Genomic DNA, 20,838 nt, shown 5'->3' with positions numbered 1-20,838 from the left:
GAGGAATACCATGTCTGAAACTACTCCTGTAATTGCACTCCACGGTGGTGCAGGCACAATCCTGAAATCCAACATGACACCGGAACGGGAAGCCGCCTATCATGCAGGCCTCAAAGCCTGTCTCGAAGCCGGTCTGAAAATTTTGCATGAAGGCGGCAGCGCATTGGATGCAGCCACCGCCGCCGTTATGGCGCTGGAAGACAATCCGCTGTTCAATGCCGGTCGCGGTGCGGTTTACACCACCGATGCCACCCATGAGATGGATGCTGCCGTGATGGACGGCGAGACACGCCGCTGCGGTGCGATCACCGGCATTTGCGGCCCGCGTCATCCGGTGCTGGCAGCGCGCGCGGTGATGGAACGGACCGAGCATGTGTTCCTCGCCGGTAACGGTGCCAAGCGCTTCTGTGAAAATGCCGGTCTGGAAATGATGGAGCCGGAATGGTTCGGCACTCAGCAACGTCTCGATGCACTGAAAGCGGAAATGGAACGCCGCCGCCTCGGTCTGGCGGATGATGGTGATCCGGCACGCAAACACGGTACAGTCGGTGCGGTTGCGCTCGATAAAAATGGCCATATTGCTGCTGCAACTTCCACCGGTGGCATGACCGCGAAAACACCGGGTCGCGTAGGCGACAGCCCTGTGATCGGTGCCGGTACATGGGCGGATGACAAAACCGCTGCAATTTCCGCAACCGGTCATGGCGAATATTTCATCCGTTGGGCGGTTGGTCATGAAATTGATGCGCGTATGCGCTGGGCAGGCCAGAGCCTTGCACAGGCTGCAGGCGATGTAGTGCAGGAACTGGGTGAACTCGGCGGCTCCGGCGGCCTGATCGCCGTTGATGCCAAAGGCAATATCGAACTGCCATTCAACAGCCCCGGCATGTATCGCGCATGGTGCGGTGCGGATGGTGTCATCCATACCGGTATTTACGGCAAAGAAGACTGATCTTCCTGCTCAGTTCTGAAGAGACAATCCCCCCCGACCAGTAATGGTTCGGGGGATTTTTTTGCTCGTCGTTTCTATCATTGATGAAATTGCAGCGTATTTTTTTCAATGGCTGCTCTGGATCGGCTCCCCGAATTCTATTACTTTGCAGTCAGCCTAAAATTACAGGGTCATTAGAGCGCCGTGCATCCCATTGGGCGCACAAAGGTCGCTCTAAGATTTTAAATTATGCAGCAGCTGAAAGAAGTCATTTCGGTGCCACATCAACAAGACCCTCAGAGCGACAGCCACCTACCGGATATTCCCTTTTTCACGCAACTCGGCATTCTGCGCAGGCTTCTGAATTCCTCGGAAGAGTTTCTGAAACTGGCAGCCATGTCTGTTACGCTGCTGCTGATTTTGCTGGCAACCGCCTATGGGCAGGTGACACTCAATCAATGGAATGTACCGTTTTATAATTCCATTGAGCAGCGGGATGTTCCGGAATTTATCCGGCAGTTGCAGATCTTTGTCTTCATTGCTGCCGGATTGCTGGTGCTCAATGTTGCGCAAAACTGGTTTCAGCAAACGCTTTCCGTGGTGATGCGCAAAGCTATCGTCAAAAATCTTCTTGATTGCTGGCTGCATGGCAATAAGGCATCTAAACTCGATAAGACCGGTTTTTATGCGCAAAATCCCGACCAGCGCATCCATCAGGATACAAGACAGCTGGCAGATTCAACCACGGGACTGACAATCGGCTTCATTCAGTCTTCTATTCTGTTGTTCAGTTTTATAGGCATCCTGTGGAATGTGTCGGAAGGTTTTGTATTCCGCTATAATGGCTACGAATTTTCACTGCCGGGCTATATGGTTTGGGCGGCCATTCTCTATGTTGGACTTGCGTCTGCCCTAAGCCGTTTAGTGGGGCACGGGCTGGTCAAACTCAACGCTGCCCGTGAAGCGCAGGAAGCAGAATTCAGAACCGCTCTTGTTAAGATTATTAGTGAAAACGATAATTACCCGATGGCCAATGAGAGCGAACGGAAAATCGGCTTTTTGCGTGGCAAATTTCAAGGCCTGTATTCCAGCATAAAAAAGCTGATCCTCATGGAGACCAATCTCACATGGATTTCATCAGGCTTCGGCTGGATGGCCATTGTGGTGCCGATTTTGGCCGCCGCCCCGATCTATTTTTCCGGCGGTCTGAATTTTGGTGGCCTGATGATGACAGTCGGCGCGTTCAATCAGGTCTATTCAGCCTTGCGATGGTATGTGAATAATTATCAGGCCATTGCCGAATGGCGCGCACATCTGCTGCGTATTACCGGCTTCCACACATTGTTACTGACAGAATAAAAACAGGCGCGGAATAACACCGCGCCTGTAACATTCATAACTGTGTTCGTATGTTTAATCAGCGTTTAGCCGCTGCTGCGCGTTTCAAAATCTCAATCACCATCTCCGATGCCTTGTTCAGAGAACCAACAGGCAGGAACTCGTAGATCGAATGGAAATTATGCGCACCGCAGAACAGGTTCGGGCAAGGCAGACCTTTTTCTGACAGAACCGCACCGTCATAGCCACCGCGCATCGGAATGGCATAAGGTTCGACACCAATAGCTTTCATCGCTTCCAGAGCCAGTTCAACCGGATAGAAATTATCGCCCTTCAGGCCTTCGGCAGCATTGCGATACATCGGACGATATTCAACCGATACTGTGCCCTCACCATGCAACTGATTAAAACTTGCGGCAAGCGTGTCGATAAAGTTACGGCGTTTATCATAGCCCTCTACCGTAAAATCGCGGATATCAACCACGATTTTGGCCGATGCCACGCTGCCCTGAATAGCTTTGACCCAGTAATAGCCTTCACGATTTTCCGTATGTTCCGGTCGTTCACCCGCCGGCAGCATACCAATATATTGCTGGGCATAGAGAATGGCATTGCGCAGCTTGCCCTTGGCCGACATCGGATGAGCAGGCTGACCACGGAAGGTAATGTGAAACTCACCGGCATTCCAGTTTTCATAGACAATTTCACCCACTGCACAACAGTCCAGCGTAAAGGCGAAATCCGCATTAAGGCTCGGTACATCCAGTGCTTTCGCACCAAGCAGACCTATCTCTTCATCCGGCACAAACACGACTTTAACCTCGCCATGCTCAATCTGCGGATTATCCTGCAACACCTGCATCGCATGCATAACTTCAGCGATCGCTGACTTGTTATCCGCACCCAGCAGGCTGGTGCCGTCTGTCACGATAATACGGTCGCCTTCGTAATTTTTCAGCTCCGGAAATTCCTCAACGCGCATCACGATATCAAGCGCTTTATTAAGGACGATATCCCCGCCCTGATAATCCACCACATGCGCCTTGGTATCAGTAGTATATTCACCACTGGTATCCATATGGGCGACCCATGCGATCACCGGTGCCTGATGGTCGGCATTTTTGATATTGGACGGCAATGTACCAACCACGATGGAATGATCTCTCATTTCCACGGTAAGTCCCAAATCGCGCAGCTCGCCTGCCAACAAATTGGCGAGTTCAGTCTGGCCGCTGCTGGACGGGAGTTTCCCCGCATCGGATACGGCTGTGGTATTAATACGGGTATAGTTCAGAAAGCGTTCAACAATATCCATCGGATTCTTTTACCTCATACCAAGGCGGCTCAAGATGCTAACGCATCACGCCTTGAAAATGTTCAATCACCACACGGGCTTAACCAAAGTCCAATGAGTTTTACTCAATGAACTTTGGTATCAGCTTACAGTTTCATTTCATCTTGCAGAAATGGCGCCGGTGACGGCGCCATTGACTTTGAAACAAGTGCTCACCAAAAACGGGTAAGATCGTGTTGCTTATTCTTCGATATCAACATCTTCAAAGAGATAACCGCCGAAAGGATCGATACGGAAATCTTTGACTTTCTTGCTGACCGGCTGCTCCATCACCTGATGGGCAATCGTCAACCACGGAGCCTGTTCTTTAAAGATTACCTGCGCCTGTTCATAAAGCTTGGTGCGTTCTGCCTGATCCGTGGTCAGTTTCGCTGCCTGAATAAGCTTTTCGAAATCAGCGTTACACCAGTTGGCACGGTTACTGCTGCCGACAGCTTCACAACCCAGCAAAGCTGCAAGGAAGTTGTCCGGATCAGCCATACCACCGGTCCAGCCGAGCATGACTGCACCGTCACGGTCTTTTTCGAGCGAGCGCTTGAGGTATTCGCTCCAGTCATAGGAAACGATCTCAGCTTTAACACCAACTTTTGCCAGATCAGCCTGCATCGATTCCGCTGCACGGCGGGCATTCGGCATATAAGGACGCTGCACCGGCATTGCCCAGATCTTCATCGAAAGATCTTTAACACCGGCCTCTTCAAGAAGCTTGCGCGATGCTTCAATATCATAGGCATCGTCTTTAACGTCTTTATTATAGCCCCATACGCCCGGAGGCATTGCGTTGACCGCAACCATACCGGTTGAACCGAATACGGCATCAATGATCGCCTGTTTGTTGATCGCCATATTCAGCGCTTTACGCACGCGCACATCGTCGAATGGTGCAACAACAGTGTTGTAAGCCATGAATGCAATGTTCAGGCCTTCTTTACGCTGCACTTCAAGCGAGGTATCCGCTTTCATCTCATCAATATCCGCAGGGTTCGGATAAGCGATGATATGGCATTCGCCAGCCTTCAGCTTCTGATAACGCACGGAAGCATCTGGTGTGATCGCGAAAATCAGATTGTCGATTTTCTGTTTGCCACCCCAGTAATCAGGATTGGCCTGAAAACGCACAGCGCTGTTTGCCTGATAATCCACATATTGATACGGGCCGGTACCAACCGGCAGCTGGCTCAGCTGATCGGTCTTGCCTTCTGCCACCAATTGATCCGCATATTCTTTGGACTGGATTACAGCAAAGGTTAGCGACAGCGAAGCAATCATTGTTGCTTCCGGACGGTTCAGCACGAACTTAACCGTATGATCGTCGATCTTCTGGATTTCTTTAATCAGTGTCGGGAAAGAATAGGCGCCATATTGCGGCCATGTCCCCTTACCGTAAAACGGATTTTCTTTGTTGCCCTGACGGTCAAAGCTGAAAATCACGTCATCCGCGTTGAATTCGCGGGTCGGTGTGAAATAGCTGGTCGTCTGGAATTTTACGCCTTTGCGAAGAAAGAATGTATATTCCTTACCATCTTCCGAAATTTCCCAGCGCTCGGCCAGACCCGGTTCCAGTTCTGTTGAACCGCGCTTGATTTTAATCAGACCGTTGGACACGTTACGCGCCGAAGCGTCATAAGTTGCACCTGATGTGGTGGTTGCCGCATCAAAATTGTCCGGTGCTGCTTCAGAGCAATAAATCAGTGTTTTTGCTGAAGCCTGAGCAGAGGCCATTCCGCCGAGCAGCAAAGCAAGTGCTGTCGCCGAAAGCGCCTTTTTATAAATATTCATACTGGTATTCCCCATTCCATCCGGCAGACAAAACCTCTCTGTTCAAGTAACCAACAGAACTGCCTTGCCTGTTCATTTTACGCGTATCCTGAAAACTGTTTCACAGTCTTCTGACTACGCTCTTAGTCCGGTCACAAAGTGATTGATGACCGGAGTTAAGTGATTCCGTATCGTGATAGTGGAACGATCTCTGCCCGAGTGCCATTGATAATTTTGAATAAAATCACAATCATCCCAACTAAATCAGGGGAGGCTCAGAACCGGCGAAACGGGAGACCGGCTTTCGGCCATTCGAATGATGCTTTCACTGATGCGATCCATTCGGGCAAAAATACTCGATCTTTTTATTTTGCGCATATGCTATCCGATCGAAGCGGGATAAAAAAACAGTCCAGTGGACTGTTTTTCCCGCGAAGGCGCTTCACACTTTTCGGGATACGCTCTAGGTATAGACACGCCGGTTCCGGCATTCTTTCAACAATGTCGGTCAAACCGGAAGATAGCATGTTTGTTAAAAATATTTTCTTCACCCTGCTTGCAACCGGCACGATCTGGGCGGGCAGTGCCCAAGCTGAATGGCAGGCGATTGAGAAAGTGGAAACCTATTCTGTCTCCGGCACAACAGGCCCCGAGCTCTATGCTTCCATCGGCCAAAAAGGCCCGCAGATCGGCAAGAACAGACGCACCATTGCGCATACAAATTTCACATTGCTCTGGTCGCGCAAATATAAAACCGATGATGGCAACTGCACTTTGGTTTCCGCCAAACCAAAACTGACAATTACATATACATTGCCTAAACCGGCGCAAAAGCTACCGCCGGAGACTGCCGCACTCTGGGCAACATTCTATGCCGGCATTGAAAAACATGAACATATTCACGGCGATTACATCAAAGAAATGGTGCAGAAAATTGAAACGGCCACCGTCGGGATGTCCGTTGCCAATGATCCGAAATGCACCAAATTCAAAACAGAGCTGAATAAAGTACTTTCGGAACTGTTTCAGGAACAGCGCCAGCGCGGCCGCGATTTTGACCGTTCAGATATGGCACAGGGCGGAAATATTCATCAGCTGATCCTCGGGCTGGTCAACGGCCACTGAATCACGACCACTTTATACATCCGTCAAAACTGACCATTATGCTTATTCTCAGCCGAAAACAGTGTTCAAAATCGCTGTTTCGCGCCCGTTTCGGCACAACAATCATCCATATTGGCAAATAATGCCGTCTTTTTGAGCATTATTGTGCCTGTACTCTGCCATTTCGTCACTGTAGTTATCAGCGCGCAGAAAGAGGAGGTTGTCTGCAACGGAGGATATTCCAGACCCGCATGCTGTCTTTATACAGCCTGTATCAGCATCAAACTATGTTGAACGGCAGCTTTTGATGTAATCAGCACTTGTAAGCGGGGCCAAGGAATTTTATCAGCACTCAATAATAAGTTGTAATACCCCTTCATCTTCCCAGTCTGAACGGGTAAACGAGCATAGCACGACACTATCCGTAAAGGATGCAGCGCGTGTCAGGATCAAACGGAGCAGGCAATTGAAAAATCATTCTGATATCTGGGATATCGTTGAAGAGAAAAGCCCTGCCTATTTTGATCTGAGTGATGCAGTCTGGGACAATCCTGAAACCAATTACGAAGAATATAAAGCCAGCGATGCCCATGCGCAGATGCTGATGGATGAAGGTTTTCGCGTAGAGCGCGGTATTGCCGGTCTGCCGACCGCCGTTATGGGCGAAGCCGGTGAAGACGGCCCTGTCATTGCTATTCTCGGTGAGTTTGATGCCCTGCCCGGTCTGAGCCAGATTGCCGGTCTGGCAGAGCCGCAGGAAATTGAGCGCGGCGGCCATGGTCATGGCTGTGGGCATAATTTGCTCGGCTCCGGCTCGCTTCTCGCAGCCTCTGCGCTGAAAGATTATCTGGCAGAAAACGGCATCAAAGGCCGTGTGCGTTATTACGGCTGCCCTGCGGAAGAAGGCGGCTCGGCCAAAGGCTTCATGGTTCGTGAAGGCCTGTTTGATGATGTGGATGTCGCCTTCTGCTGGCATCCCGCTCCTTTTGCCGGTGTCAATGATCCGGTTTCTCTGGCCTGCAATGAAATCAGCTTCCATTTTACCGGCCGCGCAGCCCATGCCGCATCCGCCCCGCATCTCGGACGCAGTGCGCTGGATGCCGTGGAGCTGATGAATGTCGGTGTCAATTATATGCGCGAGCATATGCCTTCCAGCGCCCGTATCCATTATGCTGTCACCGATACCGGTGGCATTGCACCGAATGTGGTGCAAGCCAAAGCCACAGTGCGTTACCTGATCCGCGCGCTTAGCCTGCCGGAAATGCAGACATTGCTGGAACGCGTTCGTAAAATTGCACAGGGTGCAGCCCTGATGACGGAAACCTCCGTGCGTGATGAGATCATCAGCGGTGATGCCAATCTGATCGGCAATTCAACCCTTGAACAGCTGATGCAGATTCAGCTGGAACGTCTCGGCGCACCTGTTTTTGACGAGCAGGACAGAAAGACTGCCCGCGAATTTCAGGATACTCTGAGCAAAGAAGATATTTCGGATGCTTTCCGCCGCTTTGGTGTTGAGCCAAAAGACGGACTTGCCCTATGCGAAGAGATCTATAAGCCGTATAACGGGGATAATTCCTTTGTCGGCTCTACCGATGTGGGCAGTGTAAGCTGGGTGGTACCAACTGTGCAAATGCGCGGTGCGACCTGCGCAATCGGCACGCCGCTGCATTCATGGCAAATGGTGGCGCAGGGGAAATTGCCTGCAGCCCATAAAGGCATGGCACATGCAGCGAAAATCATGAGCAGCACCGCTGCAGAACTGTTCCGCAATCCGGAACATATTACAGCGGCCAAAGCAGATCATAAAAAACGCCTCGGCGGTACAGTTTTCATCAATCCGATACCGGATGATGTTCAGCCTGCCCTCCCCGTGCAAAAAGCATAGTCAGCGGGCTACAGGAATCCATTATGACAACCATTTTTCTCATCTCTCCTTCTATTCACACGCAGTTTCGGACGGAAAACCAGTTCCCACTTTTCCTGAAACTGCTCTAACCGGCCAAGGACATTATGAAGCAACTCAGCTTTTTTGAAATCCTCAGCTTCGGGCCTGACGGCTGGGGGCAAGTTCTGCTCACCGGCGCATTAATGAGTGTTGCCCTTGCTGTGACCGGCTTTTTGCTCGGCGCAGTCATCGGCGTGTTCGGTGCCTGGGCAAAAATCTCAGGCGGACGGATTACCCGTACCATCGCGGATGGTTATACAACCATTATCCGCGGCATTCCTGACCTGCTGATTATCTATCTGTTTTATTTCGGCGGCAGTGCAGCGATTACCGCAATCGGCAAGCTGTTCGGCGCTGAAGGTTTCCTCGGTTTTCCGGGCTTTCTCGCCGGCATGCTGGCTATCGCCATTTCCTGCGGCGCGCATCATACGGAAGTTTTCCGTGGTGCTTTCAAAGCCGTTGCCAAAGGCGAACTGGAAGCAGCAACCGCATGCGGCATGGGTCGCTGGCTGAAATTCCGCCGTATCATTGCGCCTCTGTCGCTGCGTCATGCGCTGCCGGGCCTTGGCAATGTGTGGCAGGTATCGTTGAAAGAATCCGCTCTGGTTTCCGTGACCGGCGTTGTGGAGCTGCTGCGTCAGGCACAGATCGGTGCCGGTTCAACCGGTCTGCCATTCAACTTCTTCCTGATCGCCGGTGCCCTCTATCTGCTGATTTCGTCTGTTTCAGGCGGCATTCTGCAGTCCGCTGAGCGCTATTTCTCCCGCGGCGTGAGGAGAGCCCAATGAGTTTTGAATTCTTCGCTGAATCTTTTGTCGCCATGCTGGCGGGTCTGCCTCTGACCCTGAAACTGGCCGCGACTGCGATTGCACTGGGTGCCTGTCTTGCTCTGGTCATCGCGATGATGCGCCTGTCCGGTAATGTTGTGCTGGACTGGATTGCACGTATTTATGTGTTTGTATTCCGCGGCACACCGCTGCTGGTGCAGATTTTCATCATCTATTACGGCCTCAGCCAGTTTCCGGCGATCCGTCACTCTTTCCTGTGGCCGATCCTGCGTGAACCTTACTGGTGTGCGGTTATCGCTCTGACGATGAACACTGCAGCCTATGCCGGTGAAATCATCCGTGGCGGTCTGCTATCCGTGCCTCATGGCCAGATTGAAGCAGCCAAGGCCTGTGGCATGTCGCGCTTCACCGCTTTCCGCCGTGTGGTCATGCCGCTTGCTATCCGTCAGGCACTGCCTGCCTATGGCAATGAAATGATCTCGATGGTCAAAGCCACCTCGCTGGCCTCGATCATCACGCTGATGGAAGTGACCGGTATTGCTGCCAAGCTGATTGCCGAGAGCTATCGCGCGATTGAAGTTTTTGTCGTTGCCGGTGCAATTTACCTGTCCATCAACTTCATTCTGACCCGTCTTCTGCTGCTGGCTGAATACCGTCTGACGCCATATCTGCGTCAGCCTGTTCCTGTCAGCGTACCGGCCAATATTCCTACTGAAGGAAAAGCATCGTGAGCAATACAGTATCCGCATCCGCACCGGTCGCGCTGAAAGTCGAAAACCTGCGCAAAAATTTCGGTCAGGTCGAAGTGCTGAAAGGTATTTCGCTCGAAGCCCGCGAAGGTGAAGTGATCTCCATTCTCGGCTCTTCCGGCTCGGGTAAATCCACATTGCTGCGCTGCATCAACCTTCTGGAAACACCGACATCCGGTACGGTCACCATTTCCGGTGAAACCATCAAGATGGCGCAGAACTCCAAAGGCGAGAGCTATCCGACCGACAAAAAACAGGTCTCGCGCATCCGCTCGGAACTCGGCATGGTCTTCCAGAGCTTCAACCTCTGGTCACACAAAACCATTCTGGAAAATGTAATTGAAGCGCCGATCTATGTGCAGGGGCGCAACCGCGCTGAAGTCATTGAAGAAGCGGAAGCATTGCTGGCTAAAGTCGGTATTGCCGATAAGCGCAATTACTACCCTTCACATATGTCCGGCGGCCAGCAGCAGCGTGCAGCGATTGCCCGTGCGCTGGCGATGAAACCAAAAGTAATGCTGTTTGACGAACCGACTTCCGCACTTGATCCGGAACTGGTAGGTGAAGTTCTTCGCGTGATGCGCGGACTTGCTGAAGAAGGCCGTACAATGCTGGTCGTGACCCACGAAATGGGCTTTGCCCGTGACGTTTCCAACCGCGTTATCTTTGTACATCAGGGTCAGGTTGAAGAAGACGGCGCACCGTCGGAAGTCTTCACCAATTCCAAGTCAGAGCGTTTCCGCAAATTCATCAGCCACGAAAATGCGGCTTAAAGCATTTCCAGCAAAAGTGCGAAGCGTCTTCGCGGGGAAATCAGTTCGCTGGACTGATTTCTATTCCCACTTCGATGCATAGGATAATGCGTAAAGACAAAGAGACAGAGCGGCTCAAAAGTTCAATCCTGAATGGAGCCGCTCTAAATGAACAAGAATAATTGTAAACAGGGTGCTTCTATGAAAATCAGCCTCATCACCAAATCGCTTCTTGCTTCTGCAATGCTGCTCGGCGCCGTATCGGCCAGCGTCACTGCACAGGCTGAAGAAAAGAAATGGACCAAAGTAACCATCGCAACTGAAGGTGCTTACCGTCCGTACAACTTCACCAAGCCGGACGGCACACTCGACGGCTATGAAATCGAGCTGAGCAAATATCTCTGCGATCATATGAAAGTGGAATGCACGCTCGTTGCAACACCATTTGACAGCATGATCCCTGCGCTGAACGCCGGTAAATTCGACGCGATCATGGCTGGCCTGACCGCCACTGCAAAGCGTGAAGAAACCATTGATTTCTCGGTTTCCTACGGCCTGACACCACAGACTTTCGCAACGCTGAAAGACAGCCCTTATGCGAAACTGCCGCATACCGGCGAAACTCTGTTCCTTGCCAATGAAGATGAAGCCACGAAGAAAGCCATCGGCGAATTTTCGACTTCAATCGAAGGCCGCACTGTTGGCGTACAGACCGCTTCGCTCGGCCTGACACTGCTCAACACCTATTTCAAAGATTCCGCTGATATCCGCGAATATAAGACAACTGAACAGCACGATCTGGATCTGAAGTCCGGCCGCGTTGATCTGGTTGTAGCGTCGCTGGCCTATCTGGCCGATGCTGCGAAAAAGCCAGGCAATGAAGATATCGTTCTGACCGGCCCTTACTTCAAAGGCGGCGTTCTGGGTCGCGGCGTTGCCGTTGGTCTGCGCAAGAACGAACCAGAACTGCAGAAGAAGTTCAGCGAAGCGATTGAAGCTGCAAAAGCAGACGGCACAATCAAAAAGCTGTCCGAAAAATGGTTCGGTTTTGACGTAACTCCATAAGTTACAGATACAATTTGAAATCATGAATGTGGCCGCGATTTTCGCGGCCACATTTTTTTATCGTGAGCAAGAGCAACAGGAGCATGCTCAAATCCGGTCATCGCATAAAGACATGATCTGATCTGAAACTTTGATGATCCGCTCTGCGCAATATGATTGGACGGCAAGGCTTTGTATCTGTAGAAGCCTTTGTTATTCAAACATTTCTCATCCTGCATCCGGATCACGACTATGCCTGTATATGAACTCGCCGCACTCGGAGCCGCGACTTGCTGGGCGTTTACAGGTATTATTTCTGCCATTCCCGCCGGTCATGTCGGCGCATTGGCATTCAACCGTGGCAGGCAGGTTTTCGTCACCGGATTATTGCTGGTCTATGTCCTGATTTCCGGCACATGGCGCGACCTCAGTTGGGACAGCGCAGTTCCGCTGCTGCTCTCCGGCCTGATCGGGATTTTCGTCGGCGACTCTCTGCTGTTCACCGCTCTGAACCGCCTTGGCCCCCGCCGCTCCGGTATTCTGTTTGCGCTCAATGCACCGATTGCCGCCGTGCTTGGCTGGATACTGCTGGATGAAACATTATCGCCTATGGGTGTGCTCGGTATCGCCGTCACTATATCCGGCGTGTTGCTGGCCATTCTGTTTGGCAAGCGCCGTGCGCAAATCCATGAATGGGAAAAGATCAAAGGCCCGCTCTGGATCGGTGTCGGGCTGGGGTTGGCAGCGGCAACCGGTCAGGCCATCGGCTCGATTATTGCCCGCCCTGTCATGGTCAGCGGCATTGATCCGGCACTGGCCTCGCTGTTACGTGTTGGCATTGCGGCCTGCTGCCTGACCGTGCTGACACAATTACCTGTTCCGGCTTTCAAGCCGAAAAAGCCTTTTACGCTAAAGATTGCCTTCCTCACCGCTTTGACCGGCTTTCTTTCGCTGGCACTCGGCATGACATTGCTGCTCTTTGCGCTCTCCGGCGGCAAAGTCGGTATTGTCTCCACCATCTCGGCCACAACACCGGTGATTATTCTGCCGCTGCTATGGCTGCGTACCGGTGAACGCCCCGCCAATGGTGCATGGCTTGGCGCTCTGCTGGTGGTGGCCGGAATGGCACTGATTATGCTGCGCTGAGTGAAATGCTCACTCAGCCGCCTGCTGCTGATAATGATGGCCGGAAACCACACGCACGGCTTCGGAAACCGCCTGTGTAATACGGCTCTCAATCAGAGGATTGCTGAGTTGCCCGTCGGTAAAGTCACGATCCGAGACATAGATTGCGGTCGGCAGGGCAAAAGCCTCAAAAAATCCGAATAGCGGGCGCAACTGATGCTCGACAATCAGCGAATGGCGATCACCGCCGCCGGTTGCCGCGAGAATGACCGGCTTGCCACGCAGCAATTTTGGATCAAGCAGATCGAAGAAATGTTTGAACAGTCCCGTATAACTGCCTTTATAAGTCGGTGTGCCGACAACCAGCAGATCAGCAGCGGCAATTTCATCGACAATGTCAGAAGCCTGCTTGTCGAGTTGCGACGGCCAGCGTGCAGCAGGGAACGACGCTCCCAGATCGGCAATATCATAAACGGATGACACACCGCCGAGGGCCAGAGCTGCCTGTCCGGCAATATGTTCAACAAAGCCACGGGTTTTGGACGGGCTGGTCAGGTTCCCGGAAAATCCGGTTATGCGGGGCGCACTCATAGTCTTTCCTCAGAACTTTCAGAATTTTCATGTGTCAGCGGGGGCGGCAAAGGAATCTCCCCCGTAAAAACCGGCACGCGATAGCCGCGCTGCACAGCTTCCCGTTTGGCGATTTGCAGATACCAGCGCCGGACGGAGGGATAATCATTGAGATTGATTTTATGGCGTTCAAAACGTGACACCCACGGCCAGACTGACATATCGGCAATGGAATACTCTTCTGCCAGATAATCTTTGCCGTTCAGATGCTGCTCCAGCTTCTCGTAAAGCCGCTTGGTTTCACTTGCGAAAAGCTCTGATGCTGCCGGTGCCACATCGGGATGATAGGTCAGGAAATAATGTGCATGGCCGAGTGTGGGGCCTAAACCACCAACCTGCCAGAATACCCATTCCAGCACCGCATAGCGTTCAACGCCTGATATTGGCAGAAACCGGCCGGTCTTCTCTGCGAGATAAGTCAGGATTGCACCGGATTCCAGCAATGTCAGCCCGTTTGAATGATCGACAATCGCCGGAATTTTAGAGCCCGCACTGATCTTTCGGAAGTTTTCAGAGAACTGCTCGCCTTTGGTCAGGTCGATTGCATGCGCCTGATAAAGCAAGCCAAATTCTTCCAGCGCAATGGAGGTTTTCAGCCCGTTGGGCGTTATCCATGTGTAGAGATCAATCATATCAGTCAAACATCAGGTCGGGCATCGCATCGGATGTTTGGCGGTTTGTCATATTACGTCCGGTCACATCTTCCAGCCCGTCAAAAATCTCCCGCAGGCGCAGCACAATCTGCTCAACGCGCGGGTCGGCCACACTATAGATCATCGTCTTGCCATCGCGCCTGCAGGCAATGGCACCTGCCTCACGCAGAATACTCAATTGTTGCGACAGGCTCGGCTGCGGAATACGCAGTTCCGCTTCCAGCTCACCGACCTGCGCTTCCTGCTCCATTAGATAACAAACCAGCGCCAGCCGGTTTGCATTGGCAATCAGCTTGAGCAGGTCACTTGCTGTGGTGACGGAACGGCATAAACGGGCTGCAACCGGCTTGGTCATTAAACCTCTCATTATAACCACGCGCAAACATTCTATAAAAAAATATATTGATAACTGATATTAATCAATATGTTATAAATTCAAGCGTTAAAAATTATGACCTGCGCACATGCCAAAAACTAGAATAATCCGTTACAAAGCCGCACAAAATTAGAACAGCCCGCTTTGGCTTTCATTTTACAAAAACGTAAATTGTATCTCAGTACCACAGGCGGATAATTCCGGTTTCTGCCTGTCTTCTGAAAGGGCAGTTTATGAAAATCGGTGTTCATCCCAGCAATCTGCATCTGCGTATCGCACAGGTCTGGCCTGATGCCTTTGCCGCACTGGATGGTGAGTTTGTTGCCTATCGCGAAGGGCGCGACACCGGCAGACTGATTACAGAAGGTAAGATTGATTTTGGCGGCACCGGTTCCACTCCGCCGATCACCGCAGCTCTGGACGGGTTGCCTGTCAACTATATCGCCGCCTCCGCTCCGCGCCCTGCCAATGGCGCTATTCTGGTGCGCGCTGACAGCCCGATCAAATCCACATCTGATCTGAAACACCGTCGCATCGGGCTGGTGGACGGCTCTTTCCAGACCTATTATCTAGCACGCAATCTGGAAGAGGCCGGTCTCAGCCTCGCCGATATTGAACGCGTCGAACCGGAGGTCAATGACGCCCTGCCCGCCCTGCTCGACGGTCGTGTTGATGCGTGGATTGCTATGGCACCACGTCTGGAAAATGCCCTTGAGCGTGATGATATCCGTCTGCTCTCACGCTGCGGCTCCACTATTCCCAACCGCTCTTTATTCTGGACGCTGGAAAGCAGCGGGCTTGATGCCCAATCCCGCCTGAAAATTGCGCAGGAACTGGCACGGATCGGCCACGAAATCACAGCAGACCCACATCAGGCCGCCCGCAGGCTGGTGGAAAGCGGCGCAACGGAAGCCAGTCTGCAAGGCTGGGAAAAGGTGATTGCCTCACGCGATTTCACTGTCATTCCGGCGGATAAAACCATTCTCACAGAACAGCAGACAGAAGCAGAAGTTCTGCATCGTCACGGGCATTTTGACCGCCTTGCGCAGATTTATCCGCAGGCTGCCTGATCGCACCCATCACCGCAATTTACGAATACGGACAATGATATGAATATTTTCTGGTATATGTGCGCACCTGACGGTGCCTATCCGTGGAAGCCTGAAGGTTCCCGCAAGGTTGATCTCGGCTATTACAAGCAGCTTGCCATGGCCTATGACCAGCTGGGCTATACCGGCGCACTCTTTGCCACCGGCGCCCATGATGTATGGGGATTAGCCAATTCGCTGCTGCCTTATACGGAGCGGCTGAAATTTCTCGTTGCCATCCATCCGGGTCTGATTGCGCCGACTTTGCTTGCCAAAATGGCTGCAAGTTTTCAGGAATTTTCCAACGGCCGCCTGTTGGTCAATGTCGTATCGGGTGACGCCAAAATGCTCGGCGCCTATGGTATGAACATTCCCCATGATGAACGCTATGACATGGCCGATGAATATCTGACCATCTGGCACAGACTGTTTGCCGGAGAGAGCGTGGATTATCAGGGCAAATATTTCACCACAACCGGTGCCAAACTGGCACTGCCGGTGGGCGATACGATTACCCCGCCGCCGCTCTGGTTCGGCGGTTCCTCCGATAAAGCGCTCGATGTTTCCGCCAAACATACCGACACTTACCTGTCATGGGGTGAAACGCCGGAGCAGATCGGAGCTAAAATCGCCAAGGTCAAAGAACGCGCCAAACAATTCGGCCGTACTATGCAATATGGCATCCGGCTTTATGTGATTGTGCGTGATACTGATGCCAAAGCATGGGAGGCCGCCAATGATCTCTATGCTCAGATGGATGCCGCATCCATTGCCGCCAATCAGCGCTTTGTTTCCAACACGGATTCCGTTGGCCAAAAACGCATGAGTGCTTTGCATGGCGGTGTTAAGCCTGAAAACTTACGTGATCTGGAAGTAGCGCCAAATCTCTGGGCAGGTATCGGTCTTGTGCGTCCGGGTCCGGGTACTGCCATTGTCGGCTCGCCGGATACGGTGATCCGCACACTGGAGGCCTATCGTGAAGCCGGTGTGGAAACATTCATCCTCTCCGGTATGCCATTGCTGGAAGAAGCCTATCGTTTCGGGGAAACTGTGCTGCCGCGTCTTGATGTTTCAACAGAAGTAAAGCAAGCAAAGAATTACACATGGTCAACACTGTTTGACCGCGACCTCTCTAAGGCAGTTCCGGCTTGATGATGAGTACAGTGAAGACCTATCCCGCGATCGCAATAACACCGGTGCAATCCTTTGCCAGAACAATGCTGACCGGCATTGAAAATCTGCTGGGTGCAATCTGTGCCGCGCTCCTTGCCGCATTGCTGCTGATTGTGCTGACAACAGTGGTGCTGCGCTACGGGTTTAATACCGGTCTTCTCGGCTCTGAAGAACTGGCCACATGGCTCTATGTTGCATTGATTGCCTTTGGTGCGCCGCTGGCAATCAATTCGGCACTGGCGATGCGGCTTGATCTGGTGACATCCCGTCTCTCGCCTTCGGGTCAGCGTGGCGCGGCTATTATTGCGGACACTTTCACGCTGATGAGCGGGCTGATCCTCAGCTTTGGCAGCGCACGGATTGCTGTGCTACTTGGCGGCATTTCTCCGACACTCGGCCTGCCGGAATGGATACGTTTCGGCTTTCTCGGTCTCGGCGGGTTCTTTATTCTGATTGTGCTGGGGCTACAGCGCATCAGCGAGAATAAAATACCGGATCTGCTGATTGCCGGTCTGCTGGCAACGGCGCTCTATATCGCGGTCAGCCATATCCATATTGATACGGATTTAAGCCCGAGTATTGTGCTGGGTCTGATTGCTCTGGCCGGACTGCTGGTTGCGGCTCCTCTACCCCATGCATTTCTGGCCGCCGCCTATATTGCCATTGCCTTTGGCAGCACCTTGCCGGAACCGGCTGTGGTGTCTTCCACTGTGACCGGTGTTTCCAAATTCCTGCTGCTGGCAATTCCGTTCTTTCTGCTGGCGGGCAGCCTGCTTACCGCCGCAGGCATTGCGCAGAAGATCGTGCAATTTGCCTCCTCACTTGTCGGCCATCGCCGTGCCGGATTGGCGCAGACCACATTGCTGACCAGTGTGCTGTTTTCCGGAGCTTCCGGCTCTTCTGTCGCCAATGCGGCCTTCGGCGCTGCAACCTTCCAGCCGGAACTGGTGAAGCGTGGTTATCCGCCTGCACAGGCCGGTGCAATTATTGCGGCCACTTCAGTGCTGGATAATGTGATCCCGCCATCTATTGCTTTTCTCATTCTCGCAGCGGCAACCAATCTCTCTGTCGGCGCATTGCTTGTCGGCGGTTTTTTTGCCGGTGCGATCATGGCTCTCTGCCTTGCCGTCGCCATTCATCTGACCGTTCGTGAACAAGTGACACAGCCGCGTGCCAGCGGACAGGAACGCCTGCATTCAGCCATCGGTGCCATCCCCGCTTTCGGCCTTGGCATTATCGTGGTTGTCGGCATCCGCATGGGCGTAGTTACGACCACAGAAGCTGCTGCCATTGCTGCGCTCTATACATTGGTCATGGCCCTGATCGGCAAAGTTGGCATTACCTCGCTCTATGATATTTTCAGACAGTCCGGCAAAGAAGCCTCTGCGATCGGCCTGCTGATCGGCACGGCCAGTCCCTTCGCGTTTCTGCTGGCGGTCGATGATATTTCCGGCACAATTTCCGATCTGGTCAGTGGTTTCGGTGCCAATCCGGTTGTCATCCTGATCATCATCAATCTCGTGCTACTGGTTGTCGGTCTTGTTCTGGATATCGGCGCTGCCATTCTGCTCTTCGGCCCGATCTTTCTGCCGATTGCCGTTGCCGCCGGTATTGATCCGGTCATGTTCGGCGTCATCCTCGTAGTCAATCTGATGATCGGAGGGCTGACACCACCTGTCGGCATGCTGGTCTTTGTGGTCAGCGGTGTTACCCGCCTGCCCGCCACCGCTCTTTTCAAAGCTATGACACCCTATTTCATCGCTCTGCTGTTTTCTCTCGTCATTCTCGGCGCATGGGCTTTGCTCATCTGACCTGCTCTCATAAGGATCCTCCCGCTATGATTACGCTTAACCGCCGCCATTTTCTGCGCACAGCCACGCTCGGCACAGCAACCGCTCTTGCCATGCCAGCCCTCATCCGCACGGCGCAGGCTAAAACTGCCATCACGATTGCCTCACTGTTCGGCGATGATAAGCCGGAAACCAAAATCTGGTTGAAAATCCGTGATCTCGTGGAAGCAAAACTGCCGGGACAATTCCGTTTCAATATCGTCAAAGACAGTGCTTTGGGTGGTGAGAAGGAAGTGGCTGAGGGTATCCGCCTCGGCTCCATACAGGGCAGCCTTTCCACGGTTTCCGCTTTGTCCGGCTGGGTGCCGGAGTTGCAAATTCTTGACCTGCCATTCTTGTTCAAAGATGCTGACCATGTGCTGAAAACCGTGCAGGGCGAGACCGGTAATGATCTGAAAGAAAAGCTCAAAGCGCAGAACTTTATCGCTACCGGCTTCATCAATTACGGCGCACGGCATTTGCTGACCAAAGAGGCTGTGACCAAACCGGAACAACTCAAAGGTAAACGCATCCGCACTATTCAAAGCCCGCTGCATACCAAGCTTTGGAGCAATTTCGGCACAACACCGGTGGGTATTCCGATCACCGAAACCTATAATGCACTGGAAACCGGCGTTGCCGATGCGATGGATCTGACAAAATCAGCCTATGCGAGCTTCAAGCTCTATGAGGTTGTGCCGTTTGTCACTGAAACCAGCCATATCTGGGCGTCGGGTGTGGTCTATTTCTCAGCCAATTTCTGGAACGGTCTCAGTGCAGAACAACAGCAGGTGCTGCAGGAAGCATCACAAGAAGCCACCACCTATTTTAATCAGCTGATTGTTGATGATGAAAGCGCGGCAATTGCCAAAGCCAAGGAACATGGTGCGCAGGTTCTGCAACCGGAAAATTATGACCAGTGGCAGGCCGGTGCAAAAACCGTATGGGATGATTTCGCACCAGTTGTCGGTGGTATCGACCGCATCAATGCGATCAAAAATCTTTAACTCACAGACCGGTCAGGACGTCCCCCCTCCCCAACGTTCAATCATGCGGAGGGGGCGTCACAGCTTTAATTGCCGGCCTGATATTTCTTCAGCATTTCAGCGGCACTGATTTCATCAGTGATGAAAACTGTCGGTTTCAGCAGTTTCATCGCACCGAGCAAAGCCACCACTTTTTCCGGCCCGCCGGAAGTGAGGATACGCACCGGTGCTTTCTGCAACTTATCCATGCTGACCGACATCACGCGCTCATGCACCGGATCGGAAACGATCTCGCCATTGCGGTCATAGAAATGGAACAGCATATCGCCGACTGCGCCATTCTCGATCAAAGAGCGCTTCTGCGCTTCATCAATCAGACCAACGCGATAGGATGTGCTGCTGGCCGTCTCAATGCCGCCGATGCTGAGCAGCACCATATCCAGATCATCAGCCATTTCGAAAACATCTTTCAGACCGCAGCGTTCAACCAATGCCTCGCGCGTTTCCTGACTGTCAACCAGTGCCGGTGCGGGGATCAGATAGCCCTCGCCCTGAAAAATCTGCGCGAATTGCCAGGCAAATTCCGGCGGATTGAACCGGCGCGGCTGTGCAATTCCGCCGAGAAGCGAAATCACTTTAAGATCATTAAGACTGCGCGCACCGATATGCTGCAAAGTGCCGGATAATGTGCGCCCCCAGCCCACACCGATGCGCATGCCGTGCTGTACTTTCTCGGAAAGATAGGCACCGGTAGCAGCAGCAATCGGCACAATCGGGTCAGTCTCCGGCGTTGACAGCGGTGCAACGATTGCCCGTTCCAGCCCGAAGGTCTGCTCCAGCATTCTTTCCAGCGCAGTCAGACCGGCCAGCTTGCCTTCAATCGTGATCTTCACCTCATTGCGGGCACGGGCTTCGGCCAGCAGCCGCACAATCGTTACACGACCGACACCAAGCACATCCGCAATGTCATTCTGGGTCATCTGCTCGACATAATACATCCATGCCGCGCGCGTGCGCAGCCGGTTGGTTTTATTCTCGCTGGCGACGCTTTCTGATCCGACGATAAATTCCGGTGTTTCCTGAACATTACCCGATTTGCGCTTTGTGCTTTTCAACCCAATTCCCCGAATATTTTGCACATACTTATACGACCTGCTGAAAGACTGGCCGATAAGCAGGTTTTTCTGCGCGCAGCTTATTGCTTTTTCAGCC

At 52.5% G+C, this 20,838-nt stretch carries 19 protein-coding genes; 13 read left to right on the top strand and 6 right to left on the bottom strand.

Annotated features, from left to right (window positions below; translation table 11 throughout):
* Positions 1 to 10: 10 nt before the first annotated feature.
* Both LDL70_RS01885 and LDL70_RS01880 read left to right on the top strand, forming a co-directional pair.
* Complete coding sequence (locus LDL70_RS01885) at positions 11 to 952, top strand: isoaspartyl peptidase/L-asparaginase family protein (RefSeq protein WP_225686455.1); 942 nt, start codon at positions 11 to 13, stop codon at positions 950 to 952.
* Positions 953 to 1,180: 228 nt separating this feature from the next.
* Complete coding sequence (locus tag LDL70_RS01880) at positions 1,181 to 2,290, top strand: SbmA/BacA-like family transporter (protein WP_225686454.1); 1,110 nt, start codon at positions 1,181 to 1,183, stop codon at positions 2,288 to 2,290.
* Between the two features lie 58 nt (positions 2,291 to 2,348).
* Here LDL70_RS01880 and pepT read toward each other — a convergent pair whose 3' ends face one another.
* Together pepT and LDL70_RS01870 are read right to left on the bottom strand one after the other, a co-directional pair.
* Complete coding sequence (gene pepT / locus LDL70_RS01875) at positions 2,349 to 3,584, bottom strand: peptidase T (protein ID WP_225686452.1); 1,236 nt, start codon at positions 3,582 to 3,584, stop codon at positions 2,349 to 2,351.
* Between the two features lie 219 nt (positions 3,585 to 3,803).
* On the bottom strand, positions 3,804 to 5,402 hold the full coding sequence (locus tag LDL70_RS01870) for an ABC transporter substrate-binding protein (RefSeq protein WP_028233448.1): 1,599 nt from the start codon (positions 5,400 to 5,402) through the stop codon (positions 3,804 to 3,806).
* 504 nt (positions 5,403 to 5,906) lie between these two features.
* Here LDL70_RS01870 and LDL70_RS01865 point away from each other — a divergent pair.
* The 7 genes from LDL70_RS01865 (at position 5,907) to LDL70_RS01835 (ending at position 12,912) form a co-directional block, all read left to right on the top strand.
* Complete coding sequence (locus LDL70_RS01865) at positions 5,907 to 6,506, top strand: DUF922 domain-containing Zn-dependent protease (RefSeq protein ID WP_225686450.1); 600 nt, start codon at positions 5,907 to 5,909, stop codon at positions 6,504 to 6,506.
* Between the two features lie 445 nt (positions 6,507 to 6,951).
* Positions 6,952 to 8,373, top strand: a complete 1,422-nt coding sequence (locus tag LDL70_RS01860) for a M20 family metallopeptidase (protein ID WP_225686441.1) — start codon at positions 6,952 to 6,954, stop codon at positions 8,371 to 8,373.
* A 125-nt stretch (positions 8,374 to 8,498) separates the two neighbouring features.
* Positions 8,499 to 9,221, top strand: coding sequence for an ABC transporter permease (locus tag LDL70_RS01855; protein WP_022710163.1), 723 nt, complete (start codon positions 8,499 to 8,501; stop codon positions 9,219 to 9,221).
* The gene (locus LDL70_RS01850) at positions 9,218 to 9,952 is read left to right on the top strand and encodes an ABC transporter permease (RefSeq protein ID WP_022710164.1); all 735 of its coding nucleotides are present in this window, start codon (positions 9,218 to 9,220) and stop codon (positions 9,950 to 9,952) included. The genes LDL70_RS01855 and LDL70_RS01850 overlap by 4 nt, the downstream gene beginning before the upstream one ends.
* Positions 9,949 to 10,743 carry an ABC transporter ATP-binding protein gene (locus LDL70_RS01845; protein ID WP_075654253.1) on the top strand — a complete coding sequence of 265 codons (795 nt, stop codon included), beginning with the start codon at positions 9,949 to 9,951 and terminating at the stop codon, positions 10,741 to 10,743. The genes LDL70_RS01850 and LDL70_RS01845 overlap by 4 nt, the downstream gene beginning before the upstream one ends.
* Positions 10,744 to 10,923: 180 nt before the next feature.
* Positions 10,924 to 11,787, top strand: a complete 864-nt coding sequence (locus LDL70_RS01840; RefSeq protein ID WP_075654252.1) for a transporter substrate-binding domain-containing protein — start codon at positions 10,924 to 10,926, stop codon at positions 11,785 to 11,787.
* Between the two features lie 231 nt (positions 11,788 to 12,018).
* Entirely contained in the window at positions 12,019 to 12,912 is an 894-nt protein-coding gene (locus tag LDL70_RS01835) for a DMT family transporter (protein WP_225686439.1), read from the top strand.
* Between the two features lie 9 nt (positions 12,913 to 12,921).
* Here the strand turns inward: LDL70_RS01835 and msuE are convergent, their stop codons facing one another.
* From msuE to LDL70_RS01820, 3 genes are read right to left on the bottom strand one after another with little or no spacing between them, the layout of a single operon-like run.
* Positions 12,922 to 13,482, bottom strand: coding sequence for an FMN reductase (msuE, locus tag LDL70_RS01830; RefSeq protein ID WP_225686437.1), 561 nt, complete (start codon positions 13,480 to 13,482; stop codon positions 12,922 to 12,924).
* The gene (locus LDL70_RS01825; RefSeq protein WP_225686428.1) at positions 13,479 to 14,153 is read right to left on the bottom strand and encodes a glutathione S-transferase family protein; all 675 of its coding nucleotides are present in this window, start codon (positions 14,151 to 14,153) and stop codon (positions 13,479 to 13,481) included. Before LDL70_RS01825 ends, msuE begins: the two co-directional genes overlap by 4 nt.
* A gap of 1 nt (position 14,154) precedes the next feature.
* The gene (locus LDL70_RS01820; protein ID WP_225686426.1) at positions 14,155 to 14,529 is read right to left on the bottom strand and encodes a helix-turn-helix transcriptional regulator; all 375 of its coding nucleotides are present in this window, start codon (positions 14,527 to 14,529) and stop codon (positions 14,155 to 14,157) included.
* A gap of 254 nt (positions 14,530 to 14,783) precedes the next feature.
* On the opposite strand from LDL70_RS01820, the gene LDL70_RS01815 reads away from it, so the two are divergent.
* From LDL70_RS01815 to dctP, 4 genes are read left to right on the top strand one after another with little or no spacing between them, the layout of a single operon-like run.
* Positions 14,784 to 15,620, top strand: a complete 837-nt coding sequence (locus tag LDL70_RS01815; RefSeq protein WP_225686415.1) for an ABC transporter substrate-binding protein — start codon at positions 14,784 to 14,786, stop codon at positions 15,618 to 15,620.
* A 39-nt stretch (positions 15,621 to 15,659) separates the two neighbouring features.
* Positions 15,660 to 16,790 carry an LLM class flavin-dependent oxidoreductase gene (locus LDL70_RS01810; protein ID WP_116086604.1) on the top strand — a complete coding sequence of 377 codons (1,131 nt, stop codon included), beginning with the start codon at positions 15,660 to 15,662 and terminating at the stop codon, positions 16,788 to 16,790.
* A 2-nt stretch (positions 16,791 to 16,792) separates the two neighbouring features.
* Entirely contained in the window at positions 16,793 to 18,622 is a 1,830-nt protein-coding gene (locus LDL70_RS01805; RefSeq protein WP_370637797.1) for a TRAP transporter large permease subunit, read from the top strand.
* Positions 18,623 to 18,648: 26 nt separating this feature from the next.
* A complete protein-coding gene (gene dctP, locus LDL70_RS01800) occupies positions 18,649 to 19,647 on the top strand; it encodes a TRAP transporter substrate-binding protein (RefSeq protein ID WP_225686406.1) in 999 nt (332 codons plus the stop codon).
* Positions 19,648 to 19,712: 65 nt separating this feature from the next.
* On the opposite strand, the gene LDL70_RS01795 is transcribed toward dctP, so the two are convergent.
* On the bottom strand, positions 19,713 to 20,741 hold the full coding sequence (locus tag LDL70_RS01795) for a sugar-binding transcriptional regulator (protein ID WP_225686391.1): 1,029 nt from the start codon (positions 20,739 to 20,741) through the stop codon (positions 19,713 to 19,715).
* Positions 20,742 to 20,838 lie beyond the last annotated feature (97 nt).

This window comes from Pseudochrobactrum sp. XF203 (assembly GCF_020341615.1).
In the GTDB taxonomy this organism is placed as follows: Bacteria; Pseudomonadota; Alphaproteobacteria; order Rhizobiales; family Rhizobiaceae; genus Pseudochrobactrum; species Pseudochrobactrum saccharolyticum.
Note: the sequence above shows the minus strand (reverse complement) of the source record. Positions and strands in the feature narration are given on the sequence as shown.

Excerpts from the sequence above, each read along its gene's own strand:
- LDL70_RS01815 (WP_225686415.1), top strand. The coding sequence starts at position 14,784 with ATGAAAATCGGTGTTCATCCCAGCAATCTGCATCTGCGTATCGCACAG.
- LDL70_RS01855 (WP_022710163.1), top strand. The coding sequence starts at position 8,499 with ATGAAGCAACTCAGCTTTTTTGAAATCCTCAGCTTCGGGCCTGACGGC.
- LDL70_RS01850 (WP_022710164.1), top strand. The coding sequence starts at position 9,218 with ATGAGTTTTGAATTCTTCGCTGAATCTTTTGTCGCCATGCTGGCGGGT.
- LDL70_RS01825 (WP_225686428.1), bottom strand. The coding sequence starts at position 14,153 with ATGATTGATCTCTACACATGGATAACGCCCAACGGGCTGAAAACCTCC.
- LDL70_RS01820 (WP_225686426.1), bottom strand. The coding sequence starts at position 14,529 with ATGACCAAGCCGGTTGCAGCCCGTTTATGCCGTTCCGTCACCACAGCA.
- LDL70_RS01880 (WP_225686454.1), top strand. The coding sequence starts at position 1,181 with ATGCAGCAGCTGAAAGAAGTCATTTCGGTGCCACATCAACAAGACCCT.
- LDL70_RS01840 (WP_075654252.1), top strand. The coding sequence starts at position 10,924 with ATGAAAATCAGCCTCATCACCAAATCGCTTCTTGCTTCTGCAATGCTG.
- LDL70_RS01865 (WP_225686450.1), top strand. The coding sequence starts at position 5,907 with ATGTTTGTTAAAAATATTTTCTTCACCCTGCTTGCAACCGGCACGATC.
- LDL70_RS01885 (WP_225686455.1), top strand. The coding sequence starts at position 11 with ATGTCTGAAACTACTCCTGTAATTGCACTCCACGGTGGTGCAGGCACA.
- pepT (WP_225686452.1), bottom strand. The coding sequence starts at position 3,584 with ATGGATATTGTTGAACGCTTTCTGAACTATACCCGTATTAATACCACA.
- dctP (WP_225686406.1), top strand. The coding sequence starts at position 18,649 with ATGATTACGCTTAACCGCCGCCATTTTCTGCGCACAGCCACGCTCGGC.
- LDL70_RS01810 (WP_116086604.1), top strand. The coding sequence starts at position 15,660 with ATGAATATTTTCTGGTATATGTGCGCACCTGACGGTGCCTATCCGTGG.
- LDL70_RS01835 (WP_225686439.1), top strand. The coding sequence starts at position 12,019 with ATGCCTGTATATGAACTCGCCGCACTCGGAGCCGCGACTTGCTGGGCG.
- msuE (WP_225686437.1), bottom strand. The coding sequence starts at position 13,482 with ATGAGTGCGCCCCGCATAACCGGATTTTCCGGGAACCTGACCAGCCCG.
- LDL70_RS01805 (WP_370637797.1), top strand. The coding sequence starts at position 16,793 with ATGAGTACAGTGAAGACCTATCCCGCGATCGCAATAACACCGGTGCAA.
- LDL70_RS01870 (WP_028233448.1), bottom strand. The coding sequence starts at position 5,402 with ATGAATATTTATAAAAAGGCGCTTTCGGCGACAGCACTTGCTTTGCTG.